17 protein-coding genes are annotated in these 19,027 nt (G+C 67.5%); 12 read left to right on the top strand and 5 right to left on the bottom strand.

What is annotated here, in order from left to right:
- Positions 1–68: 68 nt before the first annotated feature.
- Positions 69–866: a CerR family C-terminal domain-containing protein gene (locus tag J7024_RS17235; protein WP_124826433.1), complete on the top strand. Its 798-nt coding sequence runs from the start codon at positions 69–71 to the stop codon at positions 864–866.
- A gap of 50 nt (positions 867–916) precedes the next feature.
- Here the strand turns inward: J7024_RS17235 and J7024_RS17230 are convergent, their stop codons facing one another.
- Positions 917–3,397 (bottom strand): mechanosensitive ion channel family protein, encoded by a 2,481-nt coding sequence (locus J7024_RS17230; protein ID WP_175770040.1) that lies wholly within the window; start codon positions 3,395–3,397, stop codon positions 917–919.
- Between the two features lie 333 nt (positions 3,398–3,730).
- Positions 3,731–4,690 carry an LLM class oxidoreductase gene (locus J7024_RS17225; protein WP_175760228.1) on the bottom strand — a complete coding sequence of 320 codons (960 nt, stop codon included), beginning with the start codon at positions 4,688–4,690 and terminating at the stop codon, positions 3,731–3,733.
- Positions 4,691–4,852: 162 nt separating this feature from the next.
- Here J7024_RS17225 and J7024_RS17220 point away from each other — a divergent pair, with 162 nt between their 5' ends.
- The 5 genes from J7024_RS17220 (at position 4,853) to J7024_RS17200 (ending at position 9,785) form a co-directional block, all read left to right on the top strand.
- Positions 4,853–5,251 (top strand): lysozyme inhibitor LprI family protein, encoded by a 399-nt coding sequence (locus tag J7024_RS17220; RefSeq protein WP_234745321.1) that lies wholly within the window; start codon positions 4,853–4,855, stop codon positions 5,249–5,251.
- Between the two features lie 935 nt (positions 5,252–6,186).
- The gene (locus J7024_RS17215) at positions 6,187–7,083 is read left to right on the top strand and encodes an NAD-dependent protein deacetylase (protein WP_124826429.1); all 897 of its coding nucleotides are present in this window, start codon (positions 6,187–6,189) and stop codon (positions 7,081–7,083) included.
- A gap of 8 nt (positions 7,084–7,091) precedes the next feature.
- Positions 7,092–7,730, top strand: coding sequence for a DUF938 domain-containing protein (locus tag J7024_RS17210; protein ID WP_124826589.1), 639 nt, complete (start codon positions 7,092–7,094; stop codon positions 7,728–7,730).
- Between the two features lie 97 nt (positions 7,731–7,827).
- The gene (gene gndA, locus J7024_RS17205) at positions 7,828–9,240 is read left to right on the top strand and encodes an NADP-dependent phosphogluconate dehydrogenase (protein WP_124826428.1); all 1,413 of its coding nucleotides are present in this window, start codon (positions 7,828–7,830) and stop codon (positions 9,238–9,240) included.
- A 200-nt stretch (positions 9,241–9,440) separates the two neighbouring features.
- Positions 9,441–9,785: a DUF4148 domain-containing protein gene (locus J7024_RS17200; protein ID WP_096504037.1), complete on the top strand. Its 345-nt coding sequence runs from the start codon at positions 9,441–9,443 to the stop codon at positions 9,783–9,785.
- 102 nt (positions 9,786–9,887) lie between these two features.
- Here J7024_RS17200 and J7024_RS17195 read toward each other — a convergent pair whose 3' ends face one another.
- A complete protein-coding gene (locus J7024_RS17195) occupies positions 9,888–10,208 on the bottom strand; it encodes a hypothetical protein (protein WP_234745320.1) in 321 nt (106 codons plus the stop codon).
- Between the two features lie 399 nt (positions 10,209–10,607).
- On the opposite strand from J7024_RS17195, the gene J7024_RS17190 reads away from it, so the two are divergent.
- On the top strand, positions 10,608–11,342 hold the full coding sequence (locus tag J7024_RS17190) for a peptidoglycan DD-metalloendopeptidase family protein (protein WP_124826426.1): 735 nt from the start codon (positions 10,608–10,610) through the stop codon (positions 11,340–11,342).
- 48 nt (positions 11,343–11,390) lie between these two features.
- On the opposite strand, the gene J7024_RS17185 is transcribed toward J7024_RS17190, so the two are convergent.
- The gene (locus tag J7024_RS17185) at positions 11,391–12,029 is read right to left on the bottom strand and encodes a Pr6Pr family membrane protein (protein WP_124826425.1); all 639 of its coding nucleotides are present in this window, start codon (positions 12,027–12,029) and stop codon (positions 11,391–11,393) included.
- A gap of 228 nt (positions 12,030–12,257) precedes the next feature.
- Between J7024_RS17185 and J7024_RS17180 the strand changes: the two genes are divergently transcribed.
- The 5 genes from J7024_RS17180 (at position 12,258) to J7024_RS17160 (ending at position 17,883) form a co-directional block, all read left to right on the top strand.
- On the top strand, positions 12,258–12,791 hold the full coding sequence (locus tag J7024_RS17180; protein WP_096504031.1) for a cytochrome b: 534 nt from the start codon (positions 12,258–12,260) through the stop codon (positions 12,789–12,791).
- A gap of 158 nt (positions 12,792–12,949) precedes the next feature.
- Positions 12,950–13,318 carry a DUF2946 domain-containing protein gene (locus J7024_RS17175; RefSeq protein WP_175770038.1) on the top strand — a complete coding sequence of 123 codons (369 nt, stop codon included), beginning with the start codon at positions 12,950–12,952 and terminating at the stop codon, positions 13,316–13,318.
- Positions 13,319–13,402: 84 nt separating this feature from the next.
- Positions 13,403–15,532, top strand: coding sequence for a TonB-dependent copper receptor (locus tag J7024_RS17170; RefSeq protein ID WP_124826422.1), 2,130 nt, complete (start codon positions 13,403–13,405; stop codon positions 15,530–15,532).
- A 221-nt stretch (positions 15,533–15,753) separates the two neighbouring features.
- Complete coding sequence (locus J7024_RS17165; RefSeq protein WP_124826421.1) at positions 15,754–16,848, top strand: triacylglycerol lipase; 1,095 nt, start codon at positions 15,754–15,756, stop codon at positions 16,846–16,848.
- 3 nt (positions 16,849–16,851) lie between these two features.
- Positions 16,852–17,883: a lipase secretion chaperone gene (locus tag J7024_RS17160; protein ID WP_124826420.1), complete on the top strand. Its 1,032-nt coding sequence runs from the start codon at positions 16,852–16,854 to the stop codon at positions 17,881–17,883.
- A 9-nt stretch (positions 17,884–17,892) separates the two neighbouring features.
- Here J7024_RS17160 and pdxR read toward each other — a convergent pair.
- On the bottom strand, positions 17,893–19,027 hold a 1,135-nt coding region (gene pdxR / locus J7024_RS17155; protein WP_234745319.1), incomplete at its 5' end, for a MocR-like pyridoxine biosynthesis transcription factor PdxR.

The raw sequence follows: 19,027 nt of genomic DNA, 5'->3' as shown, positions 1-19,027 counted from the left end.
GGAAGAATTATTCCAGCTGATAGAATTGTGTCAAGTAAAATGCTGGCCGATCGAATGACGAGGAATGCATGAACGAAGCGAAGAAGCTGCGCCGCACATCGGCGGCCGGCTACGCGCGCGGCGACGAGACGCGCCAGCGGATCATCGAGGCGGCGATCGAGCTGTTCGGCGAATACGGGTTCGCCGGTGCATCGACGCGCGACATCGCTGCGAAGGCCGGTGTGAACGCGCCGGCGCTGCAGTACTACTTCGAGAACAAGGAAGGCGTGTACCGCGCGTGTGTCGACGCGATGGCCGAACTCGGCTGGAGCGTGCTGGGCCCGGCGGTCGAACATGCGCGGGCTGTGCTGGACGCGGATGCGGACGTCGACGCGCTGATCGACGCGTTCGTCGGCATCCTTCGCATGCTGGCCGACCGGATGTTCACGGTGCCGAAGACGCTGGGGCAGCGGATGTTCTTCGCGCGCGAGCAGGTCGGGCAGGAGCCGGCAAGCGCGACGGAAATCCTGATGAAGCGCGTGCGCAAGCCGCTCAACGACGTGAGCGCCGAGCTGATCGGCCGGATCTCCGGGCGAGCGGCCGACGATCCCGTCACGCGGCTGCGCGCGATGAGCCTGTTCGGGCAGTTGACGGTATTCCATCTCGTGCCGCGCTCCACGCTGCAACTGCTCGACTGGGACAGTTTCGATGGGGAAGGTGGCGCGCTGCTGATGGCGACCATTGCCGATCAGACGCGTGTGCTGCTCGAACACTGGCATGCACAGCGCGGCGCGGCGGGCGGCGGACAGGCCGTCGTCGCGAAGCCGGCCGCGCCGGCGAGCGCATCGAAGCGCGTTCCGCGCGCGAAGAAAACCGCCGCGCGCTGAGCGCGGCGGTCAGTCGTCAGCAGGCGATAGTGCCGCCGGCATCGGCCCGATCAGTCCGGCTTGCGCGCCGGTGCCGCGGGCAGCGGCGGTTCGGCGGCCGGCGTGCCGGTGGCTTGGTCGCCGTGCTCGTTGCCATCGTCGTTCCCGGGCGAAGCAGGCCGCGAACCCTGCTCATACGCGACGAGACTGCGCTGCGGATTCGCGATCCGGATCCCGCGTTCGGCGAACATCACCGCGATCCGCCGGTTGAATTCGCGCTGTACGCCCCAGCGCGCCGAGTCCTTGCACTGCACTTGCCCTGCCAGCGCGATCGTCGCGCCGTCGACCTGGTCGATGCCCCAGTAGCTGAAGTCCGACAGGATGCCGTCCTTGTAATTCGGGTCCTCGCGCAGTGCGGCGCCGATTTCCTTCAACGTCGCGATCGCGCGATCGATGTCCTGGCCGTACGCGATGCTGACCTTCACGGCAGCGTTGCCGAGCCCGCGATTCGTGTTGTTGACGGTCGTCACCGAGCTGAACGGGATCGTGTAGAGCGACCCGTCGCCCGCGCGCAGCCGCACCGTGCGGATCGACAGGTATTCGACCGTGCCGGACACGCCCGCGAGCGTGACCCAGTCGCCCACCTGCATCGCGTTTTCCATCAGCAGGAAAATCCCGGTGATGAAATCCTGCACGAGCTTTTGCGAGCCGAAGCCGAGCGCGACGCCGAAGATGCTCGCGCCGGCGAGCAGCGGGCCGATGTTCACGCCGATTTCGCTGAGGCCCGTCAGCACGACGACGAGCGCGATCATGATGAACAGCAGCGAACGCAGCATCGGCAGCAGCGTGCGCAGCCGCGCGGCCCGCACGAGATTGCCTTCGCGGGTCCACTGCTGCAGGCGCCGCTCGATCGCGATGTTCGCGGCTTCCCACACGATCAGCGCGACGACGGCCGCGATCGCGATTGTCATCAGCGCCGACGCGAGCCGATGGCCGATCGTGCCGCTCTCGAATGCGTGGAAGATCGGCACGCCCCAGATCTGCAGCAGCAGCACGACAGTTACGACCGCGATCACCGCCGACACGATCTGGCGCAGCAGCGGGTAGTAGCGATAGGCGTGAAGGTGAACGAGCGTGGGATCGTCGTCGTGGTGCTGGAACAGCCGCGCGAGCGCGCCGAACACGACGATCGACACGATCCGCATGCCGATCATCACGGCGATCGAGCGGCCGCCGAGCGTGATCAGCACGCGATAGCCGTTGTGGACGTCGAGCGCCCATACGAACCACAGCGCCATCACGACGAATACCGAGGCGGGCGCCCAGGCGTCGGCGAGCGCATTGCCGATCATCGCGAAGGTCGGGCGGTCTTCGCAGGCCGCGCGAATGCGCGCGGCGACCGGCCGGCGGCACCGCAGGATCAGCGCCGAGACCATCAGGTGGCCGACGAGTGCGATGGCCTTCAGCAATGCGACGTGGCCGGCATCACTCAGGCCGAAGTTCGCGGCGATCTCGACCGCGGACGTGCAGACGCCGACGACGATCACGATCCGTGCGATCGAGCGTTGCGCGAACGCGGCCCACGCGTCGCTGATGTGCAGCAGTCGCAGCTGCCGCGCATCGGGCTGGAAGAACAGCCGGCTGACGATCGTCACGAGGCGGCAGATCACGTAGATGTCGATCAGCGATTCGAGTGCGCTCTCGACCGGCGTGCCGGCGGCGTCGAGGACCGACATCGTCAGGCTCGCAACGCCGACGAAAACCAGCAGCGGCACGACCCGCAACGCGAGGCTGACCAGCGCGCGCGGCATCCGGCGCAGCAGGGTAGTGTGGCGGCGCGCGTGGCCGCGGCCTTGCGACGACGTAACAGGCGTATCGGTGTCGTCGGTCTTCGCGGTCGAGTCGGCCGGGGCCGCCGCCGACACTGTGTCGTCGTCGGGCCCGGGCGGCTCGGACCCGGATGGTTCGGCCTCGGTCCGTCGCGACGCTTCCACGCGACGCGCGCTCAGAGCGGCCAGCGCGTGCCGCAGCAGCCGCTTCGCGAACCATTCGACGACGAACGCGGGTACGAGCACGGCGAGGATGATCAAGATCGCGTGCGTGAGGTCCGCACGCTCGTCGGCGCGGACCAGCCGTTCGTGCCACCAGCTTCCGACCGAGCCGACATCGAGCAGCGAGTGCAGCGACTCGTTCAGCGCGCCGCCGATTTCCGCTGCCCAGTGCGCTCCCTGCCGGACGATCATCGACGCGAGCCCGTTCGTCGTGAGCGTGGTGGGTGCAGCTGCCGCCGACACGGCGCTGGCCGCGGCTGCGCTGCTCGCGGAAACCGCGGGCGTGCTCAACACGCCGACGGCTGCGATCGCGCGCAAGGTCGTCTCGACCTGTTCACGCTCGCGCGGGTTTTGCAGCACGGAAAGCGCTTGCTGCGCCTGTTGCGGCGTCAGCGCGGGCGTGGCGCCGGAGGCGGCCGATGCGGCGGCCGGAGCAGGAGTGGCCGCATGGGCGGCCGATACGACGGCGGCGAGCAGCCAGCCGAGCAGGATATGTCGCATGAGTAGGCATGCGGGCGCGCTTTGACACGCGGCCCGCCGGTCTGGACGATGGACGGAAGTTAACATGATCGCGATCGGAACCGAATAGTTCCGTCGATGAATATTCGAATCAGGCATGCGACTGGTATGGCGGGCGTGTGTGGTCTGCCGGACGATGCGCGTCGGGCGGGAAACTGTCCGGCCGGGAAGGATTGCGGCCCGCTATTCGGGAATCGTGTTCGTGCGCCGGCGCGGCGCGTGGCGCGGTGGCCTCGATGGGGCATGAGCAGCGAACGAAACGTGCTCGCCGTAGATGGCTCCGTCAGCATGAAACTGATTCGAATTCCTGATGAATCATCCGTGGTCGTCATGGAAGATCGGCAGCACGTGCCCGGCGATTTCCTCGATGATCTCTCGGACGGGCCGGTCCGAACCCGGGTTCAGCGTGACGTGATGCGTGCCGGCCGCGCGCATGTCGCGCAGGATGTCGATCAGCGCATGCCGGCCGGTCGCATAGCCGAGCGGCAGCGCGGTGGCCGGCGCATCGCGGTTCGACGCGAGATCGAGCCGCATCGATACGCCGAATGCGCGAAATGCCGGTTGCGGGAGTCGGTCGACGGCCGCGCGCCACATCGAATGGCGGGCGCGCTGCGTGTCCGGATCGCGGTGATACGTCATCCAGCCGATCGAGTTTCGCGCGATCCAGTCGACGCTCTGTCCGCCGGAGCCGACCGCGAGCATCGGCACCGCGTCATCGCCGCGCGGCAGCAGCGTGAACTCGGGTGCGTCGGGCGGCGCTTCGTCGGGCAGCACGCGCGACGGCATGCCGAGCGCGGTCGCGACGATGTCCCAGTGCCGGCGATACCGGTCGCGTCGCGTTTCCGCATCCACGCCGAACGCCGCATATTCAGGCGGCCGGTCGCCGGAGCCGAGCCCGAGGATGAAGCGCGAACCGGACAGCGCCGCGACCGATAGCGCGCCTTTCGCGATATGCAGCGGATGACGCAGCGGCAGCACGATCGCGCCGCTGGCGAGCACGATCCGGCGCGTGCGCGACGCGAGCGCGCCGAGCAGCACCCATGGGTCGAGATGCCCGACCGGGTCGGGATAGTCGGCGTTGTTCAGCGGCACGTCGCGAATCCACAGTGCGCGAAAGCCGAGCGTATCGGCAAGCGCGGCGAGTTCGATCTGCTCGTTGAAATCCGCGACGGTGTTGCCGCCGCGAAGCAGCGGCAGCGTCAGGCCGATCGACAGCCGCCCGGCCGGGAAGACGCGTTGCGCGACGCCGGCGCGGTCGGGGGTGGGCAAGGGCATGTCCATTCCTTGAAGTCGGGGAGGCGGGCTCGCCACGCGAGTCGTGCCGTGCCCGCATGCTAACGTGTTTGCGCGCGTCTTGCGGTGCGTGCAGCACCGGCAATCGAACGCATCGGCGGTTCCGGCATAATCGGCGCGTTCCGTCATCAGGCAATGATCAGAATGAACGTACTTCAGCAGACGATGACCGGCCTCGCGGCGAGCGCGGTGCTGTCCGCGGCGACATGCAACGCTGTCGCGGACGAAGCGCCGCGCGCCGATATCTGCAGGACCGCCGAAGAGTCGGGCGTCACGGCCGACATCCGCAATTGCCTCGGACTGAAATACGACGCGGCCGACAAGCGGTTGAACGCCGTTTACAAGACGAAGATGGCGAGTCTCGACGAAGCGGCCAAGCTGAGGTTGCGCAACGACGAGCGCCGCTGGCTCAAGGCACGCGACACCCGCTGCGCGGAGGCGCGGCAGCCCGATGCGGGCGGCACGCTCGGACTGGTCGAACACGACAGTTGCGTCGTCGACGAAACCGAACGCCGCGTGAAGGCGCTCGAAGCCTATCGTTGATCGGAGCGCTTCGGCCACGCGATCGGCTGTAAGAGGATCGTCAGCGTCGCGCGAATCCTCTCGACGCCGCAGCCCGTCCCATTCCTGTAACACTGCCGCCGCGGCAAACGCTGCGTGCCGACGTCGATCGCGCGGGCTTTTTCCCGTCGTTTCACTTTCGAAACGTTAGCGTGTATTCATCGCGGCCCGATTGCCGATGGGGCCATTTCACCTGCCCGCGCGGCCTTGTGCCGCGAAGCATGGTGCGCTCCTTGCATATCCGTATGGGCCGTGAGCGCGATCGCCGGCGGAGTCGGTTCGGCAATCGCTTCAGTGGGTCGGACGCATATAAGACGGGGACAAGAGAATGAAAACACACCGAATCGCAACGCATCGTGTTGCAAACATGAATCGCCGACCCGCCCGTGGATTCGCTTCGCCGCTGATTGTGGCGACATGAGCACACGGCTTTCCGTTCCATCCGATCGAATCAGGTTCGTTCCGGACGACGACGTGCATGCGTGACGCACGAGGCCGACAGGTGCCAGTCGGCCGTCGGGGATGAGCCGCTGGTGCACGCAGATGGGCGAGCATGACTTCCGGATCGTCACACCAATATGCAAGATGCGAGCGCGACGCGTGCATTCATGCGTCGCATGCGCTGCATGGTAGCGACCCGCGCGACATCGGGAAACCGAAGACGTAGTTCAGGGGAAAGGTCCGCCGGCCGCATCGCGGCGGATACGACGACATTGTGCTGTCAGTTGATCCACTACCCCGATGGATCAATTGTTGAAGCGCCCATCGCCATGAGGTCGATGGGCGTCTTTTTTTGATGTGCCGGTGCGCCGCGCGGACCTCCGGCCGGATCGCACGGCGTTCTGTATCATGTGCTGGCGCGCTGGCCGCCCGTGCGGGCGCACGGCCTGCCGGCACCCCGATCACGCACCGCCGACATGAACGATACCGCCTTGCACGACCCTTCATCCGCCGGCATCGAGCCGGCTGCGCTCGATGCGCTGCACACGTTCGTCGAGCGCCATCCGCGGCTGCTCGTGCTGACCGGCGCCGGCATCAGCACGGATTCCGGCATTCCCGGCTATCGCGACCGCAACGGTCAATGGATGCGCTCGCCGCCGATCCAACTCCATGAATTCCTCGGCTCCGACGCTGCACGCCGACGCTACTGGGCGCGCAGCATGATCGGCTGGCCGGTGGTCGGCCGAGCGCAGCCGAACCGCTCGCACGTCGCACTCGCGCGGCTCGGCGGTGCCGGCCGGATCGAGCGGCTCGTTACGCAGAACGTCGACGGGCTGCATCAGCGCGCGGGCAGCGGCGACGTGATCGAACTGCACGGCGGGATCAACGGCGTGACGTGCCTCGATTGCGGCGCGCATCATGCACGCGCGACGATCCAGACCGTGCTCGAAACGGACAACCCCGAATTGCTGGGCGCGCAGGCGGAGCCGGCCGCCGACGGCGACGCGCACCTCGAGTGGGCCGCGCTCGACACGTTCCGCATTCCGGCGTGTCCCGCATGCGGTGGGCTGCTGAAACCGGCGGTCGTGTTCTTCGGCGAGAACGTGCCGCGCGAACGCGTGGCGCTGGCGTCGCAGGCGCTCGACGCGGCCGATGCGTTGCTCGTCGTCGGTTCGTCGCTGATGGTGTATTCGGGCTACCGCTTCTGCGTGTGGGCGCAGGCGCGGGACAAGCCCGTCGCCGCGCTGAACCTCGGCCACACGCGCGCCGATCCGATGCTGACGCTGAAGGTCGAGGCGCGCTGCGCGCCTGCGCTCGATGCGCTGACGGCGCGGCTGGGCGTCGGCGATACCGCGCCGGAGCGTGCATCGTGAGCGGGCCGATGTCATCGCCGGGTGCCCCCGATCCGTCCGCGCGGTTGTCGGCGCCGGCGGCCGAGCGCAACCGCGAACCGATCCTCGACGTGCTGCGCCGCGTGCTGCCGGCGAGCGGCAACGTGCTCGAGATCGCGAGCGGCACGGGGCAGCATGCGGTCCATTTCGCGCAGGCATTGCCGGCGCTGCGCTGGCAGCCGAGCGACCCCGACGCGCACGCGCGCCGCTCGATCGCCGCGTGGGTCGCGCATGCCGGCCTCGCGAACCTGGCCGAGCCGCTCGCGTTCGACGTGCGCGACGCAGCATGGCCGGCCGCGGCGCTCGATGCAATCGTCTGCATCAACATGATCCACATCTCGCCATGGGCGTGCACCGACGCGCTGTTCGCCGGGGCGTCGCGCATGCTGCGCCCGGGCGGCGTGCTGTTCCTGTATGGCCCGTATCGTCGCGAAGGCCGTCACACGGCACCGTCGAACGAAGCATTCGACCTGCAGTTGCGCAGCCGCGATCCGTCGTGGGGCGTGCGCGATCTCGAGACCGTCGTCGCGCTCGGCCTCGATCGCGGGCTCGACTGCATCGAGGTCGTCGAGATGCCGGCCAACAACCTGAGCGTCGTGTTCCGGCGCCTGCCGCACGCCGAGCAATGACGCGCATGCGCGCATCGCGGCCGGGTTTCCACTATCCTTTCGCCTGTGCGCGCGGCCCGGCTCGGGTCGCGTCCTGTTTTTTCCGGAGAATCGAATAATGGGCAAACAAGCAATCGGTGTGATCGGGCTCGCGGTGATGGGCCGCAATCTCGCACTCAATATCGAGAGCCGCGGTTACGCGGTGTCGGTGTACAACCGCAGCCGCGAGAAAACCGACGAACTGATCGCCGAATTCCCCGGCCGCAATCTCGTGCCGACCTATACGCTCGAGGAATTCGTCGCATCGCTCGAAACGCCGCGCCGAATCCTGATGATGGTGAAGGCCGGCGAAGCGACCGACGCGACGATCGCGTCGCTCAAGCCGCTGCTCGAGAAGGGCGACGTGCTGATCGACGGCGGCAACACGCACTTTACCGACACGATCCGCCGCAACCAGGAACTCGCGCAATCGGGCCTGCATTTCATCGGCACCGGCGTGTCGGGTGGCGAAGAGGGCGCGCTGCGCGGCCCGTCGATCATGCCCGGCGGCCAGCGCGACGCGTACGACCTGGTCGAGCCGATCCTCAAGCAGATCGCCGCGAAGGCGCCGTCGGACGGTGAGCCGTGCGTCGCGTACATGGGGCCGGACGGTGCGGGCCACTACGTGAAGATGGTCCACAACGGGATCGAATACGGCGACATGCAACTGATCGCCGAGAGCTACGCGGTGCTGAAGGACGTCGCGGGCCTGACCAACGAAGAACTCGGCGCGGTGTACACCGAGTGGAATCAGGGCGAGCTCGACAGCTACCTGATCGAGATCACGGCGAAGATCTTCGGCAAGAAGGACGACCAAACCGGCAAGCACCTCGTCGACGTGATCCTCGATCGCGCCGCGCAGAAGGGCACCGGCAAGTGGACGAGCCAGAACGCGCTGGATCTGGGCGTGCCGCTGCCGCTCATCACCGAATCGGTGTTCGCGCGCGTGCTGTCGTCGCTGAAGACGGAGCGCGTCGCGGCCAGCAAGATCCTGTCGGGCCCGGCCGCCGCGTCGTTCGACGGCGATCGTGCCGCGTTCATCGAAGCGGTGCGCCGCGCGTTGTACCTGAGCAAGGTGATTTCGTACGCACAGGGCTTCGCGCAACTGCGCACGGCATCCGAAGAGTACGGCTGGAGCCTCGATCTCGGGACGATCGCGAAGATCTTCCGCGCGGGCTGCATCATCCGCGCGCGCTTCCTGCAGAAGATCACCGACGCGTACGCGACGGATCCGGCGCTCGCGAACCTGCTGCTCGATCCGTACTTCAAGGACATCGCCGCGAACTACCAGGCGTCGCTGCGCGACGTCGTGGTTGCCGCGGTGAAGGCAGGCGTGCCGGTACCGGCGTTTGCGTCGGCGGTCGCGTACTTCGACAGCTACCGTTCCGAGCGGCTGCCGGCGAACCTTGTGCAGGCGCAGCGGGATTTCTTCGGCGCGCATACGTTCGAGCGTACCGACAAGCCGGGCAGCTTCCACGCGAACTGGTCGTAACCGGCCCGCGAGGGCGGCATTGTTGCGAAATTCTATTCTTTGAGTAGGGTTTTTGATTACCGGATCCCGGAATTGTTGGCTTCTGGGAAACAGTGTTTTCGTTCTTTCATGGTTTTCCCTAGGGGACGCCGGGACTAAACTCTGTTCCATCGCTGCAGACATGGTGTGTGCGGCGGAGCAAAAAAATTCCGGAGGTAATCATGAAATCGCTGATCGCAACGTTCGCTGCAGCTGCCGTCCTCGCCGTTCCCGCCGTGTCGTTTGCCCAACAAAACGCACCCGTCACCCGCGCGCAGGTGAAGGCCGAACTGTCCGCTCTGCAACAAGCCGGCTACAAGCTGGGAAGCGACCGTACGGACTACCCGGCAGGCATCCAGGCCGCTGAAGCCCGTCTGAACCCGCAACAGAACGTCGCCGCTGCCGATACGACCGGCTACGGCGCACAACCGGTCGCCCAGCAAGAGTCGGGCGCTCCGGCTGTCGCGAAGGCCGGCTGGCAAGTCAAGCGCGTGTCGGATGGCGCACCGGTCTACAAGGGTCGTTAATCGAACGGCCATCCTGGTGGCCTGATCGGACCCCGAAGGACAAGCAGCTCGTCGTTCCGTATCGCGGAACGACGGGCTGTTTTCATTGGCATGCCGGCCGGATCAGTGCAACGGTCGCGGACCGCGTCGGATCGCGGCGAATGGTCCTCCGGCCGGCTCCAGCGCCTGCAGCCACGTTTCGTCGTAGCCGCTGAGCGTGTCGAGTGCTTCGCGCAGCCGCTCGATCGCGAGTACCGGCAGTTCGACGCTGTGGCGGGCGGCGCCCGTCAGGTGCGTGACGCTCGCGAGCTGGACGAGCGCGTCGGCCGCTTCGGCGACGTCGGTGGCGAACAGCAGGTGCCGGTTGAGCAATTCGACGAGGCCGCTGGAACCAGTGAAATCCTCGGCGTTGAGCTGCACGGATAGAAACGTCGCGTTGTTCATGGTGATCTCCTCGTTGTCGCTGGATCGTGCCGCATTCCGCAGTATAGGAGGCGTCCGGCCGGGTGACGGCGGGTAGTTCGACGCCGACTGCCGCGGCCTCGCGGTGCGGCGCAAGCCCGCCGGGCGCGGCTTGCGCGCCGCCGGCACCCGTGCGCGGCGCCGCAAGAATGTTGCCGGAACGCGTGCTTGCCGCGGTCCTGAGCGCGACAAATGGTATCTTTGCCGATCGGAGCGACGCGAAAAAGGGGCCGGTGAGCCCGTTCGCGTCGACGTTCCGCTGTGGAAACTGACGGCCGCGACAGCGGTCGGATACTGGTCGGTCCGGCTTTTTGGCCGGACATCGTGCGTCGCGCGCCGGGGGGCGGTGGGCGGCGCGACGACGCAACTCCGGGAGGACCCTTGAAAAAAAATATTCCGATCCACGATTCCCTGGCGCGCTGGCTGCCGCAGGCGGCGCTCGTCGTCGCGGCCGCCGCGTTGACGGGCTGTACGATGACGCCGTGGACCGACAGTTGGCAGCCGGTGCGCCCGTCGACGCCGACGTCGGTCGCCACGCCGGGCGTGATCGCCGGCTATTACCGCGTGAATCCGGGCGACACGCTCGCGGGCATCGCGGCCGCCTACGGGCAGCGCGTGCAGGACGTCGCCACCTGGAACCACATGGCGCCCACCGATGCCGTGTCGCCGGGCCAGGTGCTGCGCGTCGCGCCGCCGCCTGCCGCGACGTCGCTCGGGCAGCCGTCCACGTCCGTCGCACAACCAGGCTCGCTCGCATGGCCGGCCACGGGCAGCGTCGTGACGTCGTTTACGGCCGGCAGGACGCGCGGCGTCGTGATCGCCGCATCGGGGCCCGATCATTCGGTGCGCGCAGCGGCAAACGGGCGCGTGGTGTATGCCGGGTCGGGCGTGAAGGCTTACGGGCCGCTCGTGATCCTGAAGCATGACAACGGGCTTATCACGGCCTACGGGCACAACGGCAAGCTGCTCGTCAGCGAAGGCGACGCAGTGCGCGCGGGCCAGCCGGTCGCCGAGATGGGGACCGACGCAAGCGGCCGCGCCACTTTCGAGTTCGAAGTCCGGCAGAACGGCAAGGTCGTCGATCCGATGAACTTCCTGCCGCGCAACGGCGGCTGACCGACCGCATCACGACGTGTGCGCCATGCGGCGCACACGCTCCCGTCTTCACCCTTCCTTGAGCGTCGCGGCGCCGGACTGTCTCGCATGATTGCCGAGCCAGCGGATTCCGAGCGCAAGTCCCGCCGCGCCGAGCGCAATCAACGAGCACTGGATTGCCACCGGCAGGTAGCCGTGCGGACGCGGATCGACGAACGGGTACGGATACCAGTTCTCCAGCGCGCCGCGCACGAGCGTATAGCCGAGATAGACGAGCGGAAAGCCGAGCCACGCGAACGCGCTGCGCCGCGCGATCGGCGAGCGCGGCTCCACGTACAGCCAGTCGCAAAGCATCACGAGCGGCACGATCCGGTGCAATACCCAGTTGTTGAAGGCAGGCGTGATGTGGCGCAGCGCATCGAGCCGCGCGAGCAGCAGCGCGTAGACGATCGCGGTGATCAGCATGTACAGCACGGCGGCGCCGCGCATCGATTCGTAGCGGGCCGAGCCCGGGCGCGCGATGCGCCGCAGCCCCGCGGCCAGCACCGCGGCCGCGTAGAGGCTGCTCAGTTGCGTGAAGTAGCTGAGATAGTTGCCGAGATGAAAGCTCGGCATGGACCAGTAGTTCGCGATGCTGTGCAGCGTGGTGGATACCGCGAGCAACGCGGCAATCAGCCGATAGGCTGCAACGAAGAACGCTTTGCTCATGACGGCCGCGCGACGTCGCACCAAAGCTTCATCGTGCCACAGCCGTCCGCGCGCGCGATGCGGATTTTCCATATGCCGGCGTGCGGCGGGGCAGCACCGTTTCTCCAGTTATTTGATTCGGTCGCGCAACAGTGGACACACGGACGGCTACAATCGGGGCAGCCGCCCGGCCCAGGCCAGCCGCGGCGCGCTTTCCCCGAATACAACACGAGAAACACGAGACCAAGCATGAGAAACATCCTTGCGAAACAGACGCGCTACAGCTCGCCTGCGATCTTCTTTCACTGGGCCATCTTTCTGCTGGTGGCGCTGGCCTACCTGGCCATCGAGATTCGCGGGCCGAAAGGCAGCGACAGTCGCGTGTTCTGGATGAACGTGCACCTTCTGGCCGGTACGTTCGTGCTGGTGCTGTCGGTATTGCGCGTGCTGTGGCGGGCGGTCAGCCGCGTGCCGGAAGCCATCCCGCAGGCGACGCTGCTGAAGTGGCTGTCGAAGCTCGCGCATTTCGCGCTGTACGTGTTCATCATCGCGCAGCCGCTGCTCGGCATCATGATGGTTAACATGGGCGGTAAGCCCGTGTCGCTCGACTGGATCGGCGTGTCGTTCACGCTGTTCGGCCCGGACAAGGCGCTGCGGCCGACGATCAAGGAAGCGCACGAACTGATCGGCAATGCGTTCTACTTCGTGATCGGCCTGCATGCGCTGGCCGCGCTCTATCACCATTTCATCCGGCGCGACGACGTGCTGCGGCGCATGGTGTGATCGCCGCACGCTGACGCCACGCTGCAGCTCCGGGGGCGCATGGTTGTGTTGACAACCATGCGCCCCCGGGCCGTTTACCGGTCCGTACGGCTGGCTATCGCACCGAACATTCTGTAACATCTCGGCTGTTTTTACATTTCTCTTACGCACTGCCGCGCATGTTGCATCGACATCGTCACTTGACCGCCTGGCTCGGCGTGTTCGCGATCTGGATCGCGATCGCGGCGCCGCTGGTGTCGCAGTGGCGTATCGCACAGGCGGCGACGCCCGATGCAATCGTCTGCAGTGCAGAGCATGGCGCGCACCGGTCGGCCGGTGCGGTCAGCGCGCACGACCATGCGTTGCATCTCGATGCATGCGGATACTGCGCATTCTTCGCGCACAGTCCCGCGAGCGGCGGCCCGGCTGCTGCATCGTTCGCTCTCGTCTCCGTCACGACCGTTTCCGCCGCCGCACTGCATGCCGCCGCGGCGCGCGAAGATCGCTATCCGCGCGCGTATCCGCGCGCACCGCCCGAGCGCGCCTGACGCGCTGTCTTCCGTTTTTTTCATCGCCGATATCCGTGCGGTCCGTCGAGACCGCGTGGAGGGCGTCACTCGGGCATTCGATCCATGAACACTTTCTCGTTGCGCGCGCCGACGGCGCCGCGCCATTCCCGTAAGCGGCGCGTGCCGCAAATGCTGAAACTCACCGTTCCCGCGCTGGCCGTCAGCGCAATGACCGCGGCGGCTGCCGCTGAACCCGCGAGCGCGGCCGGTACGCCGACCGACGACGCGACCGTGCTGCTGCCGCCCGTCGAGATCGTCGCGTCGCCGCTGACGACACCGCTCGTCGTCGTCACGGATCCGAAGACGCCGCGCCAGCCGCTGCCGGCGAGCGACGGGGCGGATTATCTGAAGACGATCCCCGGCTTCACGTCGATCCGCAGCGGCGGGACCAACGGCGACCCGGTGCTGCGCGGGATGTTCGGCTCGCGGCTGAACATTCTCGCGAACGGGCTGCCGACGCTCGGCGCGTGCCCGAACCGGATGGACGCGCCGACTTCGTATATCGCGCCCGAAAGCTACGACAAGGTTACGGTCGTGAAGGGGCCGCAGACCGTGCTGTACGGTCCCGGCGCATCGGCCGGCACCGTGTTGTTCGAACGCGTGACGCCGCGCTTCGAGCGGCCCGGCATGCGTTTCGAGGGCAGCGTGATCGGCGGCTCGTTCGGCCGCAACGATCAGAACGTCGATGTGACGGCAGGCACGCCGGATGGGTACGGCCGCGTGACCGCGAACCATGCGCACGCGCAGGACTACAAGGACGGCAACGGCAATACTGTGCCGTCGCAGTGGGACAAGTGGAACGCGGACGCGGCGCTCGGCTGGACGCCCGACGATCACACGCGCGTCGAACTGACGGCCGGCGCCGGCGACGGCTACGCGCGTTATGCGGGACGCGGGATGGACGGCGCGCATTTTCGTCGCGAGACGTTTGGTCTGTCGTTCGAGAAGCGCCATCTCGGCGACGTGCTCGACCGGATCGAGGCGCGCGTGTACTACAACGAAGCCGACCACGTGATGGACAACTACACGCTGCGGCAGCCCGATCCGACCAGCAGCATGCCGATGCGCATGGCGTCCGAAGTGCGGCGCCGCACGCTCGGCGTGCGCGCAGCGGCGACGTTCCGCATCGGCGACGACTTCAAGCTCGTGACCGGCGTCGATGCGCAATCGAACCGGCTCGACGCGCGCTCGGCGATGGGGCGACAGAACTACGGCGATCAGCCGTGGAATGCGCAGGCGACGATGTGGAACGCGGGCGCGTTCGGCGAGCTGACCTGGTATGCGGACGACGCGTCGCGCGTGATTGGCGGCGCACGGGTCGACTACGCGAGCGCGCGCGACAAGCGTGCGACCACGAGCGGGATGATGATGAACAAGCCGAACCCGACTTTCGATGACGATCGCGCGCGCGTGCTGCCGAGCGGTTTCATGCGCTATGAGCGAGATCTCGCGTCGCTGCCCGTTACCTGGTACGCCGGGGTCGGTCACGCAGAACGCTATCCCGACTACTGGGAGCTGTTCTCTGCGCAGCGCGGGCCGGCCGGCTCGATCAATGCGTTTTCCGCGGTACAGCCGGAGAAGACCACGCAGATCGACATCGGCGCGCAGTACAAGAGCGACCGCTTCGACGCGTGGGTGTCGGCCTATGCCGGCTATGTGCAGGACTTCATCCTGTTCAACTACGCGGCCGGGATGATGGGCCCGACCACGCAGGCGACCAACGTCAACGCGCAGATCATGGGCGGCGAAGCAGGCGTGTCGTGGCGGCCGGTCGCGCCGCTGCGCGTCGAGACGTCGCTCGCCTATGCGTGGGGGCGCAACGCGACGAGCGGCGGGCCGTTGCCGCAGATGCCGCCGCTCGAGGCGCGCGTCGGGCTCGAATACACGCGTGGCGCATGGTCGGCCGGCGGCCTGTGGCGAGTCGTTGCGCCGCAGCATCGCTATGCACTGAATGAGGGCAACGTGGTCGGCAAGGACTTCGGCCCGAGCGCCGGGTTCGGCGTGCTGTCGCTGCACGCGCAGTACAACGTCAGCAAGAAGGTGCAGGTCTCGGTCGGTGTCGATAACGTTTTGAACAAGGCCTATGCCGAGCATTTGAACCTGGCCGGCAACGCGGGCTTCGGCTATCCGGCGAACGCGCCGGTGATGGAGCCGGGGCGCACCGCATGGGTGCGCGTGAGCGCGAAGCTGTAACGCCTGTCGCGCATGTGCGATGCAGCATGCGCGCGTACGAACGCGGCCCCGCCTGAACGGGCGGGGCGCGTCAACCGATTAGAGAACCGTATCTAGTCGGGGCGCAAACGTTCGCGACTCGTGATTCACTCCCGCATTCGACGCACGCGGCGCCTGCAACGCATCGTGCGCGTCGATCCGATCTCATTCGCACCGGCAGCACAATAATCAGGAGAACATGCATGGCCAGATCGATGCGTTCCAGGGTGGTGGCAGGGGCAGTGGCATGCGCGATGAGCGTCGCGCCGTTCGTCGGGACGACCGCGGCGATGACGCTCGCGACGGCGCACACGGCGATGGCGGCAATCGCGCCGGTGGACAACTATGCGGCGACGCGCTATCCGATCATCCTCGTGCACGGGCTTACCGGCACCGACAAGTACGCGGGCGTGCTCGAGTACTGGTACGGCATCCAGGAGGACTTGCAGCAGCACGGTGCGAACGTCTATGTCGCGAACCTGTCGGGTTTCCAGAGCGACGACGGCCCGAACGGGCGCGGCGAACAGCTGCTCGCATACGTGAAGACGGTGCTCGCCGCGACGGGCGCGACCAAGGTGAACCTGATCGGCCACAGCCAGGGTGGCCTCACGTCGCGCTATGTCGCCGCGGTGGCGCCCGATCTCGTCGCGTCGGTGACGACGATCGGCACGCCGCATCGCGGCTCCGAGTTCGCCGACTTCGTGCAGAGCGTGCTCGCGAACGATCCGACCGGCCTGTCGTCGTCGGTGATCGCCGCGTTCGTCAATGTGTTCGGGATCCTGACGAGCAGCAACCACAACACCGACCAGGATGCGCTTGCCGCGTTGACGACGCTGACGACCGCCCAGGCCGCCACGTACAACCGGAATTATCCGAGCGCCGGCCTCGGTGCTCCAGGCAGTTGCCAGACGGGCGCGCCGACGGAGACGGTCGGCGGCAACACGCATCTGCTGTATTCGTGGGCCGGCACGGCGATCCAGCCGACGATCTCCGCGTTCGGCGTCACGGGGGCGACGGATACCAGCACGATTCCGTTGATCGACCCGGCCAACGCGCTCGATCTGTCGACGCTCGCGCTGCTCGGCACCGGCACGGTGATGATCAATCGCGGCTCGGGCCAGAACGACGGGCTGGTGTCGAAGTGCAGCGCACTGTACGGGAAGGTGCTCGGCACGAATTACAAGTGGAACCACCTCGACGAGATCAACCAGTTGCTCGGCGTGCGCGGCGCGTACGCGGAGGATCCGGTCGCGGTGATCCGCACGCATGCGAACCGGCTGAAGCTCGCGGGCGTGTGATCGATGATGGCACGTGAAGGACGCGCGCCGCTCGCGCGGCGCGTTGCGCTCTACGGGGCGGTGGGGCTCGCGGCGATTGCCGGAGCGGCGATCTGGAACGGTGCGGCATCGCATCGCGGCGCTGCTGCCACGCCCTCGTCGGCGGTGGCGGCGGCGCTTGGTGGCGCGGCCGCCGCGCCGCAGGCCGCGGTGCCGGCGAGCGCGGGCCTGCCGGCACCGCTCGCCGGTTCGAGTGCGCCGCGGCTGCCGCTCGATGCCGGAGGCCATCTTGCGAAGTCGCGCTCGGTGCGCGATTTCTTCGACTACTGCCTGACCGCGCAGAGCGACCTGAGCGCGGCCGCGCTCGATGCGCTCGTCGTGCGCGAGATCGCCGCGCAGCTCGACGGCACGGTCGCGCAGCCCGAAGCGCTCGACGTCTGGCACCGGTATCGTGCGTATCTCGATGCGCTCGCGAAACTGCCGGATGCGGGCGCGGTCGACAAGTCCGATCTCGGCGCGCTGCAACTCGCACTCGACCAGCGCGCGTCGATCGCATACCGAACGCTCGGCGACTGGAGCACGCCGTTCTTCGGGGCGGAGCAATGGAGGCAGCGCCACGATCTCGCGCGGTTGAAGATCATGCAGGACCGCACGCTGACGGATGCGCAGAAGGCCGAGCGGCTCGCGGCGCTCGCGCAGCAGATCCCGGCGGACGAGCGGGCGGCGCAGCAGCGGATCGATCAGCAGCGCGCCGCAATCGACCAGATCACACAGTTGCAGAAAAGCGGGGCGACGCCGGACGCGATGCGCGCGCAACTGACACAGACACTGGGCCCGGAGGCCGCCGCACGGGTCGCGCAGATGCAGCAGGACGATGCATCTTGGCAGAGCCGCTACGCCGACTATGCGGCGCAGCGCGCGCAGATCGACTCAGCCGGGCTGGCGCCGCAGGACCGCGACGCGCAGATTGCAGCACTGCGGCAACGCGTGTTCACCAGGCCCGGTGAAGCGGTGCGCGCGGCCTCGCTCGACCGCGGCGCGGGCGGCGCGAACTGACGCGCACGGTCATGCCGCACGCGTGAAGCGCCGCGGCAGATGCTGCTCGATGGTTTGCGCGAGCGTGTCGAACGCGGGGCCGATCCCTTCGTGCGCGACGCACGCATAGCCGAGCAGCAGCCCGCGCCGTGCGGTGTCCATGCGGCTGTAGTAGCTCGTGAGCGGGCGCACGATCACGCCCGCGTCGAACGCGCTCTGCGTGACGACGCGATCGTCGCACGTGTCGGGCAGGCCGAGCACCAGATGCAGGCCGGCCTCGTCGCCCATCACGGGCAGCGCGTCGCCGAAGCGGGCGCGGATCGCGTCGATCAGCAATTGCCGGCGCTCGCCGTACAGCGTGCGCATGCGCCTGACGTGCGAAGTCAGGTGCCCGTCCATGATGAATTCGGCGAGCACGGCCTGCTGCATCAGCTGGCCCTCGCGGTACAGCTCCGACAGTCCGGTGCGGAATGTGTCGACCAGATGCTCGGGGACCACCATGTAGCCCATCCGCAGGCCGGGGAACAGCATCTTGCCCAGGCTGCCGACGTAGATCACGCGGCCGCCGTCGTCGAGCCCCTGCAGCGACGCGAGCGGCCGGCTGCCATAGCGGAATTCGCTGTCGTAGTCGTCCTCGATGATCCAGCAGCGGTGCTGACGCGCGTATTCGAGCAGCATCCGGCGTCGCGCGAGACTCATCACCATGCCGAGCGGATATTGGTGCGACGGCGTGACGAGCACGAGCCGCGGCGGATGCTGCATGTCGCTCGCGCGCGGATCGATCCCCTCGTCGTCGACCGGCACCGGTGCGAGCGTGAGGCCGGTCGCCTGCAGCACGCTGCGTACGCCCCAGTAGCACGGCTCTTCGACCCACGCACGATCGCCGATGTCGGACAGCAGTCGCACCGCGAGGTCGATCGACTGGTGGATGCCGGTCGTGATGATCACCTGGTCCGGCGAGCATTTGACCGAGCGCGCGACGCGCAGGTAGTCGGCCAGTGCGCGGCGCAGCGGCCGGTAGCCGCCGCCCGGAGCGTAGGTCAGCAGTTCGGGGTTCGCTTCCTTCCACAGTCGCGCCTGCAGGCGGCTCCACGTTCGGCTCGGAAATTCCGATACGTCCGGCACGCCCGCCATTATCCCGCCCCCCTGCCGCCCCGACCCGCCC

This window comes from Burkholderia sp. WTPI3, assembly GCF_021483755.1.
Taxonomy (GTDB): domain Bacteria; phylum Pseudomonadota; class Gammaproteobacteria; order Burkholderiales; family Burkholderiaceae; genus Burkholderia.
This window is presented reverse-complemented; position numbering and strand designations above follow the sequence as displayed.